The following is a 17,638-nucleotide window of genomic DNA, read 5'->3' on the forward strand; positions in this document are numbered from 1 at the left end:
AAATACCTGGTAAGTTAAACGCCATGCTATGTAGGTAATGTGTCTACTGAACGGTATATTAAGCACAAGGTCGCCGAAATTTAAAAATATCGTCAAGCACGAAATAATTTTAAAATCCGCAAGGAGTTGTGAAAATGTCTCAAAACAAGACCTTTAACACGCCATTTCTTCTGGCGATAATCTGTATTTATTTAAGTTATTTTCTCCACGGCATTAGCGTCATTACGCTGGCACAAAATATGACGTCTCTTGCAGAAAAGTTCTCCACCGACAATGCCGGGATTGCCTATTTAATTTCAGGCATTGGTTTGGGGCGACTGGTGAGTATTTTATTCTTTGGTGTGCTCTCAGATAAGTTTGGCCGCCGGGCGATCATTCTGTTAGGCGCTATTCTGTATATGCTGTTTTTCTTCGGTATTCCCGCCAGCCCTAATCTGCTGATTGCCTTTATTCTGGCCGTTTGCGTTGGCGTGGCTAACTCGGCGCTGGATACCGGTGGCTATCCGGCATTAATGGAATGCTTCCCTAAAGCATCAGGATCGGCTGTTATCCTGGTTAAAGCGATGGTCTCGTTCGGGCAGATGCTCTACCCCATTGTCGTCAGCACCATGCTGCTCAACCATATCTGGTACGGCTATGCGGTCATTATCCCTGGCGTACTGTTCGTCGTTATCACCCTGATGCTGTTAAAAAGCCGCTTTCCCAGCCAGATGGTGGATGCCGGTATCGCCAAAGAGCTGCCACAGATGAACAGCAAACCGTTGGTCTGGCTGGAAGGCGTCGCTTCCGTGATGTTCGGTGTCGCGGCGTTTTCAACCTTTTACGTCATCGTGGTCTGGATGCCGAAATACGCCATGGCGTTTGCCGGCATGGCGGAAGCCGACGCCCTGAAAACGATCTCTTACTACAGTATGGGATCGTTGGTCTGCGTATTTATTTTTGCCGCCCTGCTGAAGAAAATGGTTCGACCGATATGGGCAAATGTGTTTAACGCCGCGCTGGCAACCATCACCGCAGCGGTCATCTATTTATATCCCTCTCCGCTGGTGTGTAACGCCGGTTCATTTCTGATTGGTTTCTCTGCCGCTGGCGGTATTTTACAGCTTGGCGTCTCGGTGATGTCAGAGTTTTTCCCCAGGAGCAAAGCCAAAGTCACCAGTGTTTATATGATGATGGGTGGCGTAGCCAATTTTATTATCCCATTAATCACCGGATACCTTTCTAACATTGGCCTGCAATACATCATTTTGCTGGACTTTGCATTTGCTCTGCTGGCCTTCATCACCGCCATCATCGTCTTTATTCGTTACTACCGCGTATTTGATATTCCCAAAAATGATGTGCGGTTGGGCGAACGTTATTTTCAATAAATTGTTTAGAAGGAGTATCAAATGGACGTAACTGCTAAATATGAACTGATTGGCTTAATGGCCTACCCTATCAGACATAGTCTGTCACCAGAAATGCAAAACAAGGCATTAGAAAAAGCGGGACTACCTTTTACCTACATGGCATTTGAAGTCGATAACTCAACGTTTGCCAATGCCATTGCCGGACTGAAAGCGTTGAAGATGCGCGGCACCGGGGTCTCTATGCCCAATAAGCAGTTGGCATGTGAATATGTTGATGAATTGACCCCTGCGGCCAAACTGGTCGGCGCAATCAATACCATCGTGAACGATGATGGTTACCTGCGCGGTTACAATACCGATGGCACCGGTCATATTCGCGCCATTAAAGAAAGCGGCTTCGATATTAAAGGTAAAACCATGGTACTGTTGGGCGCGGGCGGCGCATCGACAGCCATTGGCGCGCAGGCGGCCATTGAAGGCATCAAAGAAATTAAGCTGTTTAACCGTAAAGATGAATTCTTTGAAAAGGCGCAGGCATTCGCCAAACGCGTCAATGAAAACACCGATTGCGTCGTGACCGTTATCGATCTCGCCGATCGGCAAGCATTTGCCGATGCCCTCGCCAGCGCGGATATTCTGACCAACGGCACAAAAGTCGGCATGAAGCCGCTGGACAACGAATCTCTCGTGACCGACGTTTCCCTGCTGCGCCCGGAGCTGCTGGTGACTGAATGCGTTTATAACCCGCATATGACCAAATTATTGCAACAGGCGCAACTTGCGGGTTGCAAAACAATTGATGGTTACGGCATGTTGTTATGGCAAGGGGCTGAACAGTTCAAACTCTGGACCGGGAAAGATTTCCCACTGGAGTATGTGAAACAGGTTATGGGTTTTGCAGCCTGACGGGCACGCATTTGTAATATATTTAAAGGGTAATCAATGAAAACCGTAACCGTAAGAAACCTCGTCATTGGCGAGGGTGCGCCGAAGATCATTGTCTCGCTGATGGGTATAGACATCGCCACGGTAAAAAGCGAAGCGCTGGCCTATCGCGAAGCGGATTTCGACATTCTGGAATGGCGAGTTGACCATTTCAGCGATGTCTCTTCCACAGATGCCGTGCTGGAAGCGGCTCGCGCCATCCGCGATGTGATAGCGGACAAACCGCTACTTTTCACCTTCCGCAGCGCCAAAGAAGGCGGTGAACAGGCACTGTCTGTCGAAAACTATATTGCACTTAACCGTGCAGCAGTAGACAGCGGTCTGGTGGATATGATCGACCTGGAGCTTTTCACCGGTGATGAGCTGGTTAAAGCGACCGTCGAACATGCCCACGCGAAAAATGTCAGCGTGATTATGTCGAATCATGATTTCCATAAGACACCAGCCGCAGAGGAGATCATCCAGCGTCTGCGTAAAATGCAGGAACTTGGCGCGGATATTCCTAAAATCGCCCTGATGCCGCAAAACAAAACGGATGTGCTGACACTGTTGGGCGCTACGCTGGAAATGCAAGAGCGCTATGCGGACCGGCCGATAATTACCATGTCGATGGCTAAAACTGGGGTGATTTCACGTCTCTCCGGCGAGGTTTTCGGTTCAGCAGCCACCTTTGGCGCCGTTAAAAAAGCGTCGGCCCCGGGACAAATTTCGGTCGCCGATCTGCGTACTGTATTAACAATATTGCATCAGGCTTAATAGCAGAATATATCCACATCACTATTAGCAATGCCCTGCCCCAGATATTCGCTTAACCACGAATATCTGGCTGGCAGCTAAGCCTGATTAAATTAACTCACAATATTATTGTCGACTATAGCGACAGGTAGTCGCACGCATATAATCTGGAGTTTATATGAAATTTCTAAGACCAAACCGTATCGATGGTCGGGTACCTGTATTATCCGCAGCAGAAGCCATTAATTATATTCCTGATGAAGCAACCCTCTGCGTATTAGGCGCAGGCGGTGGTATTCTTGAAGCAACCACATTAATTAATGCATTGGCAGAAAAATACAAAAATACGCAATCACCACGTAATTTATCATTAATTAGCCCAACGGGTTTAGGCGACCGCGCCGACCGCGGAATCAGCCCGCTGGCGCAGGAAGGTTTAGTCAAATGGGCGCTCTGCGGCCACTGGGGACAATCGCCACGAATCTCCGACCTGGCTGAGCAGAATAAAATCGCTGCCTATAACTATCCTCAGGGCGTATTGACCCAAGCTCTGCGAGCATCAGCAGCCCACCAGCCTGGCATTCTGAGTGATATCGGCATCGGTACGTTTGTCGATCCTCGCCAACAGGGCGGCAAACTGAATGAGGTGACGACCGAAGATCTGATCAAACTGGTGGAAATCGATAACAAAGAGTACCTCTATTATAAAGCCATTGCGCCAAACATCGCGTTTATTCGCGCCACGACCTGCGATAGCGAAGGCTACGCCACCTTTGAAGATGAAGTGATGTATCTCGATGCGCTGGTGATTGCTCAGGCCGTACACAACAACGGCGGCATCGTCATGATGCAGGTGCAAAAAATGGTGAAGAAAGCCACGTTGCATCCGAAAGCGGTGCGTATTCCGGGCTATCTGGTCGATATTGTGGTCATCGACCCCGACCAAACGCAACTGTACGGTGGCGCGCCGGTTAACCGTTTTATTTCCGGCGATTTTGTCCTCGATGACAGCCAGCAAACAGCCCTGCCGCTTAACCAGCGTAAACTGGTGGCCAGACGCGCGCTGTTCGAAATGCGTAAAGGCGCGGTCGGCAACGTTGGCGTGGGCATCGCCGACGGGATCGGCCTTGTCGCACGCGAAGAAGGTTGTGCCGACGATTTTATTCTGACGGTCGAAACAGGCCCGATTGGCGGCATTACGTCTCAGGGCATCGCGTTTGGCGCCAACGTCAACACCCGCGCCATTCTGGATATGACCTCCCAGTTTGACTTCTACCACGGCGGCGGGCTGGATGTGTGTTATTTAAGTTTTGCTGAAGTGGATCGGCACGGCAATGTCGGCGTACATAAATTCAATGGCAAAATCATGGGCACCGGCGGTTTTATCGATATTAGCGCCACCTCCAAGAAAATTATTTTTTGCGGCACGTTAACTGCCGGAAGTTTGAAAACGGAAGTTGCCGACGGCAAGTTAAATATCGTGCAGGAAGGTCGGGTGAAAAAATTCGTTAACGAATTACCTGAAGTCACGTTCAGTGGAAAAATTGCCCTTGAGCGTGGTCTCGATGTGCGTTACATCACCGAACGCGCTGTATTTACGTTAAAAGAAGATGGCCTCCATTTAGTTGAAATTGCGCCTGGGGTCTCTTTACAGGAAGACATTCTCGACAAAATGGACTTCACTCCGATTATTTCCCCAGACCTGAAACTGATGGACGAAAGATTATTTATCGATGCCTCGATGGGCTTTGTATTACCCGACGCAGCCAATTAAAAGGAGTACCCTGATGGATTTTTCATTAACTGAAGAACAAGAACTGTTGCTTGCCAGCATTCGCGAACTGATTACCAGCAATTTCCCGGAAGAGTATTTCCGCACCTGCGATCAGACGGCGACTTATCCGAAGGAATTTATGCGAGCCCTTGCGGACAACGGTATTTCGATGCTGGGTGTTCCGGAAGAGTTTGGCGGCATCCCGGCTGATTACGTCACCCAGATGCTGGCGCTGATGGAAGTGTCAAAATGTGGCGCGCCCGCATTTTTGATCACCAATGGCCAGTGCATCCACAGCATGCGACGTTTTGGCTCCGCCGAGCAGCTGCGTAAAACGGCAGAAAGCACCATGGAAACGGGCGATCCAGCGTATGCGCTGGCATTAACCGAACCGGGAGCAGGCTCCGATAATAACAGCGCTACCACCAGCTATACCCGCAAAAACGGCAAGGTGTATCTCAACGGGCAAAAAACATTTATCACCGGCGCTAAAGAGTATCCGTACATGCTGGTACTGGCTCGCGACCCGGAGCCGAAAGATCCGAAGAAAGCCTTTACGCTATGGTGGGTGGATTCAAAGAAACCTGGCATTAAGGTTAACCCACTGCATAAAATCGGCTGGCACATGTTAAGCACCTGCGAAGTCTATCTTGATAACGTTGAAGTGGACGAAAGCGATATGGTCGGCGAAGAAGGCATGGGCTTCCTTAATGTAATGTACAACTTTGAAATGGAACGCCTGATCAACGCCGCGCGCAGCACGGGTTTTGCCGAATGCGCCTTCGAAGATGCCGCTCGTTACGCTAACCAACGCATCGCATTTGGTAAGCCAATTGGTCATAACCAGATGATCCAGGAAAAACTGGCTCTGATGGCAATAAAAATCGAAAACATGCGTAATATGGTGCTGAAGGTCGCCTGGCAGGCCGATCAGGAACAGTCGCTGCGCACCAGTGCGGCGCTGGCAAAACTGTATTGTGCCCGTACGGCAATGGAAGTGATTGACGACGCGATTCAGATTATGGGCGGGCTGGGTTACACCGATGAAGCACGCGTATCCCGATTCTGGCGCGATGTCCGCTGTGAGCGCATTGGCGGTGGTACCGATGAAATCATGATTTACGTCGCGGGTCGCCAAATCCTGAAAGATTATCAAAATAAGTAAGCGGTATAACTGACCGGATAGCGTAGATGCGCTATCCGGGACGGTGCGGGGGAATCAGACTTCAGGCATCAGGCATTCTTGCTCAGCAAGGTTATTTTTAAACTGCCTACGATAATCGCTGGGAGTACATCCCACATGCCGCTGAAAAAGTTTGGCAAAATGATCGACGTTTTCATACCCTACCCGCCACGAAATTTCCGCCAACGAGGCCTCGGTATTAGTCAGGGAAAATTTCGCCTCCGTCATTCGTCGCTGAATAACATAATTGATGGGTGAAATACGATACTCCTTGGTAAATTCATGGCAGATATAGCTCACGCTGGCACGGAATTTTTTAGATAACTGTTCGAGAGTGATTTTTTCGCGGAAATTGTTATTTAAATAGACCAGTACATCTTTAATTAAGACGTCTTTTTTAATATATCCTTGTTCAGAGCGGTAAGCATTTTTAAAGTTTTCGTAATATAACACGGTTAATGCATACGCGAATGCGTCATAAGCGGAAGAAGTCAGGTTGTTTTTGCTCTGCGGGAGCATCACCCCCAGTTCATTAAAAATACTCTTAATAACCTCTTTACCCTGACTGACGTTAATGACCGGACACGAGTGCGTCTGCAATAGCTGATTATCCTGCCAGCCGTTAAACCGGAAACCGTAGAGCGCGCAGGTGTAAGTGGTAGCCGGTGCGCTGGTATCAGATGCAACCGCATGCAATCGCCCTTGTTCAATCACCACAATGTCCCCGGCATGCGCGACATACAGCGAAGAGTCGATGATTAATCTTGCAACCCCCTTTTTAACATAGATAAGCTCCGTTTCATTATCATGAACATGATGGCCGGATTCCCAGTTAGGATCATCGCTAATGACGAATCGGGAAAGTCTCGGCGTTTTCCCCTGCTCAAAAAGGGTCTCCATGGCATTATCAAAGCAGCGTTGATACATGACAACCTCCACCTAAAGGCAGTAATTTTGCGAATAATTAATATCAGAAAGCGAAAACAATAATGATGTTATACAACGTTATTCCTTGCTGGCGAAACAAAATTATTTGCGTCGACTGCAAGATGATACCTCCGGCGCTATCTCGCTGTTCTCTACGATTATTCCCGTTTTATAAAAACTGATAAGAGTAAATGTTATTAATTCAACATTAACAATTTACATATCAGAAACAAATTAAGCGTAGAAACGATAAAAAACAGGATGCATTTCGCAATTATCCTTCCCTGGTGTGTTTGCTATTTTTTTTCTTCAGTACACAACCCCGAACTCTCGTTTATGAAACAAGCATTCCCGCCGCACTTTTTTTTGCAAGATTGTTGGGAATGAAAACAGATTGCCCCGTCGAAAACAGTCCCCTCTCTGCCGCACACTATTTTCAGTTAATTTTCCCTACTGTGGATGACTGGAGATGCCATGAAAATAATAACCTGCTTTAAGTTGGTGCCTGAAGAACAGGACATTGTTGTTACCCCACAGCGTTCGCTTAACTTTGACCGGGCCGACGCCAAAATCAGCCAGTTTGATCTGAATGCGATTGAGGCCGCGGCGCAACTGAGTACGGAGGGTGATGAAATCGTCGCTTTAACCGTGGGCGGCTCGCTACTGCAAAATTCCAAAGTGCGTAAAGACGTGCTGTCGCGTGGACCGGACAGTTTGTTCATGGTGCAGGATCCACAGCTGGAGCATTCATTGCCCCGCGACACCGCTCAGGCGCTGGTCTGCGCGGCCAAAAATATGAATTTCGACCTGATGCTGTTCGGAGAAGGATCGGGGGATATCTACGCCCAACAGGTTGGCTTACTGGTTGGCGAACTGTTGCAACTCCCGGTGATTAGCGCCGTCAGCAACATCCAACGTAATGGCGACCGCATTGTGGTTGAGCGTACGCTGGAAGATGAAGTCGAAGTGATTGACCTGCCGCTCCCCGCTGTACTCTGCGTAACCTCGGATATCAACACGCCGCGTATTCCCTCAATGAAAGCCATTCTCGGCGCGGGTAAAAAGCCCGTCACAACATGGCAAGCCAGCGATATTGGCTGGACGCCGGCGTCACCGTTAGCGGAACTGGTAAGCCTTACGGTACCGCCACAAACAGAACGTAAGCACATCATTCTGGAAAATGACTCGGCTGAAGCCATTGCCGAACTGGCGGAACACCTGAAAAAAGCCCTGAACTAAGCTCAACGGAGAGAAATTATCATGAGTAAATTAGCTAACGTATGGGTGTTCAGCGATAACGTAGAACGCTACGCAGAATTAATGGCCGGCGCGCGTCAGTGGGGTGAACACGTCCATCTTATTGTACAAGGCAGCGAACAAGCTAATCAGGTTAAACCTCTGGGTGCCGATGAGATAATCGTGCTCGAAGCCCCCTCCGGTTTACAGCGTGTTGAAAATTACGCCGAAACCATTGCAGCGCAGATGCAAGAACACGCCGGAATGCTGTTGATGCCCGCTACAAAGCGCGCGAAATCACTTGGGGCACGGTTAAGCATCCAACTCAATGCCGCGATGGTGAACGACGCAATATCGGTGACGCTTGAGGATGACACCGTGTTCGCAGAGCACCGCATGTATGGTGGTCTGGCATTCGGCAAAGAAAAAATCAAAAGCGCGCTGGCAATTATCACGCTAGCCCCAGGGGTGCTTGAACCCGTAGCGGAAAACGCATCGCACACCTGTCCTGTTGTCTCGGCAGCTTACATCGCACCGCTTCATGAAATTATGTGCCAGGAACGTCGCGCCAAATCCGTGAGTAGCGTGGACCTCAGTAAAGCCAAACGTGTGGTTGGCGTGGGGCGCGGCCTGGTTGCGCAACACGATCTGGAGATGGTGCACCAGTTGGCATCGGTACTGGGTGCAGAAGTGGGCTGTTCACGCCCGATTGCCGAAGGCGAAAACTGGATGGAGCGCGAACGCTACATTGGCGTTTCTGGTGTATTACTGAAATCAGACCTTTACCTCACGTTAGGCATCTCAGGACAAATTCAACACATGGTCGGCGGTAACGGCGCGAAAGTTATTGTCGCTATCAATAAAGACAAAAAAGCCCCTATTTTCAATTACGCCGATTACGGCCTGGTAGGCGATATCTACAAAGTTGTTCCGGCCCTTATCGAACATCTCAGCCGCTAACCCCCCATTTAACGCACATCTCCCGCTGCTTCGCGGCGGGAAAGGAGCATAAAGCATGTCAGATGAAAAATTCGATGCCATTGTGGTCGGTGCTGGCGTGGCGGGTACAGTTGCAGGCTACGTTATGGCGCAGGCCGGACTGGACGTGCTGGTCATCGAACGCGGAAACAGTGCAGGCAGTAAAAATATGACCGGTGGGCGACTCTATGCGCATAGTCTGGAACGCATCATGCCGGGATTCGCGCAGGAAGCACCACTCGAACGTAAAGTGACCCGCGAAAAAATATCCTTCCTGACCGAAGAGAGCGCCGTAACGCTCGACTTTCATCGGGATAAAGACAACGCGCCAGCGCAGGATTCTTACACCGTGTTGCGCAACCGACTTGATCCCTGGCTGATGGAAAAAGCAGAACAGGCCGGCGCGCAGTTCATCCCCGGCGTCCGCGTTGATGCGCTGATCCGCGAAGGTAATAAGGTCACCGGCGTGCAAGCTGGTGACGATATCCTGGAAGCCAATATTGTCATCCTGGCCGATGGCGTCAACTCAATATTAGGACGGTCGCTGGGGATGGTCCCTCCCTCTTCTGCTCACCACTATGCCGTTGGCGTAAAGGAGTTGATCGGCTTACCTCCGGCTGTGATTGCAGATCGATTCAACCTCTCAGGCGATGAAGGCGCAGCCTGGCTGTTTGCCGGTTCACCGTCTGATGGACTGATGGGGGGAGGCTTTCTGTATACCAACCAGGACTCGGTCTCTCTGGGGCTGGTATGCGGGCTGGGGGATATTGCTCACGCGACGAAAAGTATTCCACAAATGCTGGAAGACTTTAAGCAACACCCGACTATTCGTCCACTGATTGCGGGAGGAGAACTGCTGGAGTATTCCGCACATATGGTACCGGAAGGCGGTCTGGCAATGGTACCCAAACTGGTTGATGACGGCGTAATGATCGTCGGCGATGCCGCGGGTTTCTGTCTGAATCTGGGTTACACGGTGCGTGGTATGGATTTAGCAATAGCCTCCGCAGAAGCCGCCGCCCAAACCGCCATTGCAGCCAAAGAACGCCAGGACTTCTCCGCCAGCAGCCTGATGGACTACAAACGCGCCCTCGAACAGGGCTGTGTGATGCGTGATTTACAGCATTTTCGCAAGATCCCGGCGCTAATGGAAAACCCGCGCCTGTTCACCCAATACCCTCGCATGGTCGCAGATATCATGAACGATATGTTCACCGTTGACGGACGCCCGAACCAACCGATTCGTAAGATGATGATGTCCCATGCGAAGAAAATTGGGTTGATGAACTTACTGAAAGACGGCATCAAGGGGGCAACTGCGCTATGAATCAGGACAATACCGTTAACGTCGACGTCAAGCTGGGCGTCAATAAATTCAATGTCGATGAAGGTCACCCGCACATTATTCTGGCCGAACATCCCGATCTGAATGAATTTCGCAAACTGCTGAAGGCCTGTCCCGCCGGACTGTATAAGCAGGACGAGAGTGGGAATATTCATTTTGATTCTGCTGGCTGCCTGGAGTGTGGCACCTGTCGGGTGCTGTGCGGCGATACGATCCTCGAACAATGGGAGTATCCGGCAGGAACATTTGGCATTGATTTTCGCTACGGCTAACGGATTGAGCCGTTGTACCCCGGATCGGCCTCCACGGCCAATCCGGTCAGACGTATGCCGATATTATCCAGGGAATAACGAATGAGTATCACACTAACGTTTAACGCCGAACGTCGCGATGCCTGGCGACAACAAGGTTTATGGGGAGATGCTTCGCTTGGCGATTACTGGAACCAAACAGCCAGAGCCATGCCGGATAAAATCGCCGTGGTTGATAATCATGGCGCTTCATATACCTACGCCGCACTCGACGGTGCCGCCAGCAGTCTGGCGAGCTGGTTTTTAGCCTGCGGTATTCAACCCGGCGATCGCGTCGCTTTCCAGTTGCCTGGCTGGTGCGAATTTACCATTATTTATCTGGCCTGCCTGAAAACCGGAGCCGTTTCCGTCCCGTTACTACCCGCCTGGCGCGAAGCGGAGTTAGTATGGGTATTAAATAAATGTAAAGCGAAGATTTTTTTCGCACCTACCCTGTTTAAACAAACCCGGCCGGTCGATTTGATCCTCCCCTTACAAAACCAGTTACCGCATCTGCAACAGATTGTCGCCGTGGATAAACTGGCGCCGGCAACCACCTCGCAGGCACTCAGCCAACTGCTTTTAACACCGCCGTTAAATCAAACGATTAACGTTCACGCGGATGAACTGGCAGCGGTACTGTTTACCTCCGGAACCGAGGGAATGCCGAAAGGCGTAATGTTAACCCACAACAATATCCTTGCCAGCGAACGCGCCTACTGCGCCCGTCTCAATCTCACCTGGCAAGATGTGTTTTTAATGCCCGCGCCGCTTGGACATGCTACCGGTTTTCTGCATGGCGTTACCGCACCGTTTTTAATCGGCGCCCGCAGCGTGTTGTTGGATATTTTTACCCCAGACGCCTGTCTCGATCTGCTGGAGCAACAGCACTGCACCTGCGTACTCGGCGCAACGCCGTTTGTCTATGACATGTTGTGTCGCATGGAAAAACGCGCCTGCGATCTCTCATCGCTACGCTTTTTTTTATGCGGAGGCACCACCATTCCGCAAAAGATTGCCCGTGACTGCCAACGGCTCGGCATTAAATTGTTAAGCATTTATGGTTCAACGGAGAGCTCGCCGCATGCGCTGGTCAATCTCGATGATTCACCTTCCCGCATGATGACCACCGACGGCTATGCTGCCGCAGGCGTCGAAATTAAAGTCGTCGATGAAGCGCGCAATGCCCTGCCCGCAGGAGTAGAAGGTGAAGAGGCCTCGCGTGGCCCCAATGTTTTTATGGGCTACCTCGATGAACCCGAACTGACCGCCCGCGCGCTGGATAAAGAGGGGTGGTATTACAGTGGCGACTTATGCCGGATGGACGACGCGGGATACATCAAAATCACCGGGCGTAAAAAAGATATTATTGTGCGCGGAGGGGAAAATATCAGCAGCCGCGAGGTAGAGGATATTTTATTGCAACATCCACGCATTCATGATGCCTGCGTTGTCGCGATGCCGGACGAACGGTTAGGTGAAAGGTCATGCGCTTATGTGGTACTAAAAGCCCCGCATCATTCGCTGTCGCTGGAATCTGTCGTCGCCTTTTTTAGCCGCAAACGTGTAGCAAAGTATAAATACCCGGAGCATATCGTGGTTGTCGAGAAGTTACCGCGCACAGCGTCCGGCAAGGTACAAAAATACCAGTTGCGTCAGGATATTATTAAACGTTTGAGCATGGAGAGTGTTGCAGGATAAAGTGCCGGATGGCGATGCTAACGCATCTTATCCGGCCTACGTTGAATAGGCCGGATAAGGCACAATGTTACTTGTTCAGTTCAGCCAGGCTCAGCCAGGTCTGTACGACGGTGTCCGGGTTCAGCGACAGACTGTCGATCCCCTCTTCCATCAGCCAGGCCGCGAAGTCTTCGTGGTCAGAAGGTCCCTGACCGCAAATACCCACGTATTTGCCCTGTTTCTTAGCAGCGCGAATCGCCATCGACAGCAGCGCTTTCACCGCGTCGTTACGCTCATCAAACAGTTCAGAAACCACACCCGAGTCACGATCCAGGCCCAGCGCCAGCTGCGTCATGTCGTTTGAGCCGATGGAGAAGCCATCGAAGTACTCAAGGAACTGTTCAGCCAACAGGGCGTTAGACGGGATCTCGCACATCATGATGATCTTCAGGCCATTCTCGCCGCGTTTCAGCCCCTGCCGCGCCAGCTCTTCAACCACCGCTTTCGCCTGGGCAACGGTACGTACAAACGGTACCATCACTTCGACGTTAGTCAGGCCCATATCGTTACGGACACGTTTCACCGCGTCACATTCCAGTGCGAAACAGTCGCGGAAGCTGTCTGAAACGTAACGGCCCGCCCCGCGGAAGCCCAGCATCGGGTTCTCTTCGTGCGGCTCATAACGCTCACCGCCGACCAGGTTAGCATATTCGTTGGACTTAAAGTCCGACATACGCACGATGACGCGTTTCGGATAAAACGCCGCACCCAGCGTCGCGATCCCTTCCGTCAGACGACCAACGTAGAATTCACGCGGAGAGTCGAAACCTTTCATCATGCCGCGGATTTCATTTTGTAGCTCAGGCGTCTGGTCATCAAACTCCAGCAGCGCACGAGGGTGCACGCCGATCATGCGGTTGATAATAAATTCCAGACGCGCAAGGCCGACACCTTCGTTTGGCAGGCAGGCAAAGTCAAAAGCCCGGTCCGGGTTGCCGACGTTCATCATCACCTTCAACGGCAGATCCGGCATGGTCTCCACGCTGGAGCTCTTCACGCTGAAATCAAGCATCTCAGCGTAAACATAACCGGTGTCGCCTTCGGCACAGGAGACAGTGACCTTCTCACCATCCTTCATGCGCTCGGTGGCATCGCCGCAGCCAACCACGGCAGGAATCCCCAGTTCACGGGCAATGATCGCCGCGTGACAGGTACGGCCGCCACGGTTGGTCACAATCGCCGCCGCTTTCTTCATGATCGGTTCCCAGTCCGGGTCGGTCATATCAGTCACCAGTACGTCGCCGGGTTCAATACGGTTCATTTCGCTGATGTCGTGAATAACTTTGACCGGGCCGGCGCCAATGCGGTGACCGATGGCGCGACCTTCAGCAATAATTTTACCCTGGGCGTGCAGCGTATACCGCTCCATCACCTGCCCGCGAGAACGCACGGTTTCCGGACGAGCCTGAACAATGAACAGCTTGCCGGTATGACCGTCTTTCGCCCATTCGATGTCCATCGGACGACCGTAGTGCTTCTCGATCTGTACCGCCTGCTTCGCCAGTTCCTGCACTTCATCATTGGTCAGAGAGAAAATATCGCGTTGTTCCTGCGGCACATCCTCAATGGTCACCTGCTTACCGTGTTCCTGGGTTGGCGCGTAGACCATACGGATTTTTTTCGATCCCATGGTGCGACGAACGATCGCCGGACGGTTAGCCGCCAGAGTCGGTTTGTGCACGTAGAACTCATCCGGGTTAACGGCACCCTGCACCACCATCTCGCCCAGACCCCATGCGGAAGTGATAAACACCACCTGGTCGAAACCGGATTCGGTGTCGATGGAGAACATAACGCCTGAGGACGCAAGGTCAGAGCGCACCATTCGCTGGACACCAGCAGAAAGCGCCACGCCGCGGTGGTCATAGCCCTGGTGAACACGATAAGAAATCGCGCGGTCGTTAAACAGCGAAGCAAATACGTGTTTGATAGCGACCAGGACAGCATCGAAGCCCTGGACGTTAAGGAAGGTTTCCTGCTGACCAGCAAATGACGCATCTGGCATATCTTCTGCGGTGGCGGAAGAACGCACGGCAAAAGAAGCATGGGCATCGTCTGCTGACAGCTGCGCGTAGGCATCGCGGACGGCATTTTCCAGCTCCGGCTGGAAAGGAGTGTCGATAATCCACTGGCGGATTTGTGCCCCGGCTTTCGCAAGCTCGGTAACATCATCAATATCCGTTTTATCCAGCAGCTCATAAATGCGCTGGTTTACACCGCTTTGGTCCAGAAACTGGTTAAACGCATCGGCGGTTGTTGCAAAACCATTCGGTACGGAAACTCCCATACCGGAAAGGTTAGTAATCATTTCACCCAGGGAGGCATTTTTGCCCCCAACTCTGTCTACATCATTCATGCCGAGTTGGTTATACCAAAGCACCAGCGGTGACGAGCCATTGTTGGACATCGAACAATCCTTATATATGAACGAGGTTAGGAAACTCAATTTTGCGTATTTATCTTTGCATATTTACCGCGGCGAAAAAAACGGTGAATCGTTCAAGCAACTTTATTTTTTATTTTTTAAGATTGTTTCCGCATTTGCGCAAACCCGCGAGCGACACGGGATCACCACAAAAACTATCGGTATAAACATTTGTTCCGAAAAATGAAATGCACTTTTCATTAAATATAAAAATAGCGTTTCACTTTATAAAAGTGATGGCGCAATATTCGCTTCTGGCGAATTTTAATTTATGCTTTCAGAGAATTATGTCTGCCCCAGGATGAGTAAAATGGATAATGCTGTTGATCGTCACGTTTTTTATATTTCTGATGGTACGGCCATCACCGCCGAGGTATTGGGCCACGCGGTAATGTCGCAATTTCCGGTCACTATCAACAGCATTACGCTGCCGTTTGTTGAAAACGAGAGCCGCGCGCGCGCGGTTAAAGACCAGATTGACGCCATTTACCAACAAACCAGCGTGCGTCCTCTGGTGTTTTACTCCATCGTCTTGCCGGAAATCCGCTCGATCATTCTGCAAAGCGAGGGGTTTTGTCAGGATATCGTACAGGCGCTGGTCGCTCCATTGCAGCAAGAGATGAAGCTCGACCCAACGCCGATTGCCCATCGTACCCACGGCCTGAATCCCGGCAACCTCAACAAGTACGATGCGCGTATTGCCGCTATTGATTACACCCTTGCCCATGACGATGGTATTTCGTTGCGCAACCTCGATCAGGCGCAGGTGATCCTGCTCGGTGTTTCCCGTTGCGGCAAAACCCCGACCAGTTTGTATCTGGCCATGCAGTTTGGTATCCGCGCGGCCAACTACCCCTTTATTGCCGATGATATGGATAATCTGGTGCTGCCCACATCCCTGAAGCCGCTGCAGCATAAACTGTTCGGCCTGACCATCGACCCCGAACGCCTGGCGGCGATCCGCGAAGAGCGACGAGAGAACAGCCGTTACGCCTCGCTACGCCAGTGTCGGATGGAAGTTGCCGAAGTGGAAGCGCTGTACCGGAAAAATCAGATCCCATGGTTAAACAGTACCAATTATTCGGTAGAAGAGATTGCTACCAAGATCCTCGACATTATGGGGCTGAATCGTCGCATGTACTAGAATGCTAGTGCATTGGTTCAATTTTTTGTTATTATGCTCGCCACCAGGCCGGATGAGTGTGATATTGTGATGCACATCACTTCCCGGTAGTCCTGCCGTTGAAGCAACAAATTTCTGAGACAAGTAATGAACAGAACCGATGAACTCCGTACTGCGCGTATTGACAACCTGGTCACTCCAGCAGAGCTTGCGCAGCGGCATCCTGTTTCGTCCGCCGTCGCCCGTCATGTTACGGACTCCCGACGCCGGATAGAAAAAATATTGAATGGCGAAGATCCCCGTTTGCTGGTGATCGTAGGCCCTTGCTCAATTCACGATCTCGATGCCGCCGTGGAATACGCGACGCGCCTGCAGGCGCTGCGCGAAAAGCACCAGACGCGTCTGGAAATCGTGATGCGTACCTATTTTGAAAAGCCACGCACCGTCGTGGGCTGGAAAGGCTTAATTTCCGACCCGGACCTGAACGGCAGCTACCGTGTGAACCACGGCATTGAGCTGGCGCGTAAACTGCTGCTGCAGGTCAACGAACTGGGCGTCCCCACGGCCACTGAATTTCTCGATATGGTGACCGGCCAGTTTATTGCTGATTTAATCAGTTGGGGCGCCATTGGCGCGCGCACTACCGAAAGCCAGATCCACCGCGAAATGGCGTCTGCTCTTTCCTGCCCGGTTGGGTTTAAGAACGGGACGGATGGTAATACCCGTATCGCCGTCGATGCGATTCGCGCCTCCCGCGCCAGCCATATGTTCCTCTCCCCGGATAAAACCGGCCAGATGACCATTTATCAGACCAGCGGTAATCCATACGGGCATATCATTATGCGCGGCGGTAAAAAGCCGAATTATTTTGCTGAAGATATTGCCGCCGCCTGCGATACCTTGCACGAATTTTCCCTGCCTGAGCATCTGGTCGTCGATTTCAGCCATGGTAATTGCCAGAAGCAGCATCGCCGTCAGTTGGAAGTGTGTGATGACGTATGCCAGCAAATTCGCAACGGTTCGACGGCGATTGCCGGGATCATGGCGGAAAGTTTCCTGCGTGAAGGCACGCAAAAAATCGTCAGCGGTCAGCCGCTGGTTTACGGTCAGTCGATTACCGACCCGTGCCTGAACTGGGAAGATACTGAACTACTGGTGGACAAACTCGCCTCGGCGGTTGATAGCCGTTTTTAACGCTGTACACCGGGTAACACCACGTTGCCCGGTGGTAATTCTTTGTTTTTTCCTTCATTGTTGTGCAAAAACTGTCCCCGTCACAATTATTTCACAAAAACGCTTGCCGCACATTTGCAGTTTGATGATAATGATTATCATTGTTACATTGATTGCTATTTTTAAACTCTATGTCACGTATGGATAACACAACAGCAACGCCTGCAAAAGAAAAAACACCGCCTGCCGTCGCCGCAACCGAGCGTCGCATTGACAGTAAAAGTTTGCTGGGCAAAGAAGGACGCGTGATTATAGAGCACGATGGCCAGCACTACCTGCTGCGCCAGACCCATGCTGGAAAACTCATTCTGACTAAATAAACGACACTTTTCGCCAGCCACCCAGGTGATAC

Annotated in this window: 15 protein-coding genes; 13 read left to right on the plus strand and 2 right to left on the minus strand. The window is 51.1% G+C overall.

What is annotated here, in order from left to right:
• The first annotated feature begins 134 nt into the window (after positions 1-134).
• The 5 genes from M4I31_RS13065 to M4I31_RS13085 all read left to right on the plus strand — a co-directional run bounded on the left by M4I31_RS13065 (position 135) and on the right by M4I31_RS13085 (position 5,971).
• Positions 135-1,370, plus strand: a complete 1,236-nt coding sequence (locus tag M4I31_RS13065; protein WP_038640238.1) for an MFS transporter — start codon at positions 135-137, stop codon at positions 1,368-1,370.
• Between the two features lie 21 nt (positions 1,371-1,391).
• Positions 1,392-2,258: a quinate/shikimate dehydrogenase gene (gene ydiB, locus M4I31_RS13070; protein ID WP_069324249.1), complete on the plus strand. Its 867-nt coding sequence runs from the start codon at positions 1,392-1,394 to the stop codon at positions 2,256-2,258.
• Positions 2,259-2,294: 36 nt separating this feature from the next.
• Positions 2,295-3,053 carry a type I 3-dehydroquinate dehydratase gene (aroD, locus tag M4I31_RS13075; RefSeq protein ID WP_085049445.1) on the plus strand — a complete coding sequence of 253 codons (759 nt, stop codon included), beginning with the start codon at positions 2,295-2,297 and terminating at the stop codon, positions 3,051-3,053.
• A 157-nt stretch (positions 3,054-3,210) separates the two neighbouring features.
• The gene (locus M4I31_RS13080) at positions 3,211-4,806 is read left to right on the plus strand and encodes an acyl CoA:acetate/3-ketoacid CoA transferase (RefSeq protein WP_085049446.1); all 1,596 of its coding nucleotides are present in this window, start codon (positions 3,211-3,213) and stop codon (positions 4,804-4,806) included.
• Positions 4,807-4,819: 13 nt separating this feature from the next.
• Positions 4,820-5,971, plus strand: coding sequence for an acyl-CoA dehydrogenase (locus tag M4I31_RS13085; protein WP_038640230.1), 1,152 nt, complete (start codon positions 4,820-4,822; stop codon positions 5,969-5,971).
• Positions 5,972-6,025: 54 nt separating this feature from the next.
• Here the strand turns inward: M4I31_RS13085 and M4I31_RS13090 are convergent, their stop codons facing one another.
• On the minus strand, positions 6,026-6,916 hold the full coding sequence (locus tag M4I31_RS13090; RefSeq protein ID WP_085049447.1) for an AraC family transcriptional regulator: 891 nt from the start codon (positions 6,914-6,916) through the stop codon (positions 6,026-6,028).
• A 474-nt stretch (positions 6,917-7,390) separates the two neighbouring features.
• On the opposite strand from M4I31_RS13090, the gene M4I31_RS13095 reads away from it, so the two are divergent.
• The 5 genes from M4I31_RS13095 (at position 7,391) to fadK (ending at position 12,466) form a co-directional block, all read left to right on the plus strand.
• Positions 7,391-8,155, plus strand: a complete 765-nt coding sequence (locus tag M4I31_RS13095) for an electron transfer flavoprotein (protein WP_085049448.1) — start codon at positions 7,391-7,393, stop codon at positions 8,153-8,155.
• A 21-nt stretch (positions 8,156-8,176) separates the two neighbouring features.
• Positions 8,177-9,112: an electron transfer flavoprotein subunit alpha gene (locus tag M4I31_RS13100; RefSeq protein WP_085049449.1), complete on the plus strand. Its 936-nt coding sequence runs from the start codon at positions 8,177-8,179 to the stop codon at positions 9,110-9,112.
• Between the two features lie 55 nt (positions 9,113-9,167).
• Positions 9,168-10,457 carry an FAD-dependent oxidoreductase gene (locus M4I31_RS13105; RefSeq protein WP_085049450.1) on the plus strand — a complete coding sequence of 430 codons (1,290 nt, stop codon included), beginning with the start codon at positions 9,168-9,170 and terminating at the stop codon, positions 10,455-10,457.
• Complete coding sequence (locus tag M4I31_RS13110) at positions 10,454-10,747, plus strand: ferredoxin family protein (protein ID WP_085049451.1); 294 nt, start codon at positions 10,454-10,456, stop codon at positions 10,745-10,747. The genes M4I31_RS13105 and M4I31_RS13110 overlap by 4 nt, the downstream gene beginning before the upstream one ends.
• 81 nt (positions 10,748-10,828) lie before the next feature.
• A complete protein-coding gene (gene fadK, locus M4I31_RS13115) occupies positions 10,829-12,466 on the plus strand; it encodes a medium-chain fatty-acid--CoA ligase (RefSeq protein WP_085049452.1) in 1,638 nt (545 codons plus the stop codon).
• A gap of 67 nt (positions 12,467-12,533) precedes the next feature.
• On the opposite strand, the gene ppsA is transcribed toward fadK, so the two are convergent.
• Positions 12,534-14,912 carry a phosphoenolpyruvate synthase gene (gene ppsA / locus M4I31_RS13120; protein WP_042308787.1) on the minus strand — a complete coding sequence of 793 codons (2,379 nt, stop codon included), beginning with the start codon at positions 14,910-14,912 and terminating at the stop codon, positions 12,534-12,536.
• 328 nt (positions 14,913-15,240) lie between these two features.
• Here ppsA and ppsR point away from each other — a divergent pair, with 328 nt between their 5' ends.
• The 3 genes from ppsR to hemP all read left to right on the plus strand — a co-directional run bounded on the left by ppsR (position 15,241) and on the right by hemP (position 17,606).
• A complete protein-coding gene (gene ppsR / locus M4I31_RS13125; protein WP_085049453.1) occupies positions 15,241-16,074 on the plus strand; it encodes a posphoenolpyruvate synthetase regulatory kinase/phosphorylase PpsR in 834 nt (277 codons plus the stop codon).
• 126 nt (positions 16,075-16,200) lie between these two features.
• Positions 16,201-17,247 (plus strand): 3-deoxy-7-phosphoheptulonate synthase AroH, encoded by a 1,047-nt coding sequence (gene aroH / locus M4I31_RS13130; protein ID WP_038640209.1) that lies wholly within the window; start codon positions 16,201-16,203, stop codon positions 17,245-17,247.
• 170 nt (positions 17,248-17,417) lie between these two features.
• Positions 17,418-17,606, plus strand: coding sequence for a hemin uptake protein HemP (gene hemP, locus M4I31_RS13135; protein ID WP_038640207.1), 189 nt, complete (start codon positions 17,418-17,420; stop codon positions 17,604-17,606).
• The last annotated feature ends 32 nt before the right edge of the window (positions 17,607-17,638 follow it).

Source organism: Citrobacter sp. XT1-2-2, assembly GCF_023516235.1.
In the GTDB taxonomy this organism is placed as follows: domain Bacteria; phylum Pseudomonadota; class Gammaproteobacteria; order Enterobacterales; family Enterobacteriaceae; genus Citrobacter; species Citrobacter werkmanii.

Bases quoted from the DNA above. Each gene is read 5' to 3' on its own strand.
- ppsR (WP_085049453.1), top strand. From the start codon at position 15,241: ATGGATAATGCTGTTGATCGTCACGTTTTTTATATTTCTGATGGTACG.
- M4I31_RS13090 (WP_085049447.1), bottom strand. From the start codon at position 6,916: ATGTATCAACGCTGCTTTGATAATGCCATGGAGACCCTTTTTGAGCAG.
- M4I31_RS13110 (WP_085049451.1), top strand. From the start codon at position 10,454: ATGAATCAGGACAATACCGTTAACGTCGACGTCAAGCTGGGCGTCAAT.
- ppsA (WP_042308787.1), bottom strand. From the start codon at position 14,912: ATGTCCAACAATGGCTCGTCACCGCTGGTGCTTTGGTATAACCAACTC.
- aroD (WP_085049445.1), top strand. From the start codon at position 2,295: ATGAAAACCGTAACCGTAAGAAACCTCGTCATTGGCGAGGGTGCGCCG.
- hemP (WP_038640207.1), top strand. From the start codon at position 17,418: ATGTCACGTATGGATAACACAACAGCAACGCCTGCAAAAGAAAAAACA.
- M4I31_RS13100 (WP_085049449.1), top strand. From the start codon at position 8,177: ATGAGTAAATTAGCTAACGTATGGGTGTTCAGCGATAACGTAGAACGC.
- M4I31_RS13105 (WP_085049450.1), top strand. From the start codon at position 9,168: ATGTCAGATGAAAAATTCGATGCCATTGTGGTCGGTGCTGGCGTGGCG.
- M4I31_RS13095 (WP_085049448.1), top strand. From the start codon at position 7,391: ATGAAAATAATAACCTGCTTTAAGTTGGTGCCTGAAGAACAGGACATT.
- ydiB (WP_069324249.1), top strand. From the start codon at position 1,392: ATGGACGTAACTGCTAAATATGAACTGATTGGCTTAATGGCCTACCCT.
- aroH (WP_038640209.1), top strand. From the start codon at position 16,201: ATGAACAGAACCGATGAACTCCGTACTGCGCGTATTGACAACCTGGTC.
- fadK (WP_085049452.1), top strand. From the start codon at position 10,829: ATGAGTATCACACTAACGTTTAACGCCGAACGTCGCGATGCCTGGCGA.
- M4I31_RS13080 (WP_085049446.1), top strand. From the start codon at position 3,211: ATGAAATTTCTAAGACCAAACCGTATCGATGGTCGGGTACCTGTATTA.
- M4I31_RS13065 (WP_038640238.1), top strand. From the start codon at position 135: ATGTCTCAAAACAAGACCTTTAACACGCCATTTCTTCTGGCGATAATC.
- M4I31_RS13085 (WP_038640230.1), top strand. From the start codon at position 4,820: ATGGATTTTTCATTAACTGAAGAACAAGAACTGTTGCTTGCCAGCATT.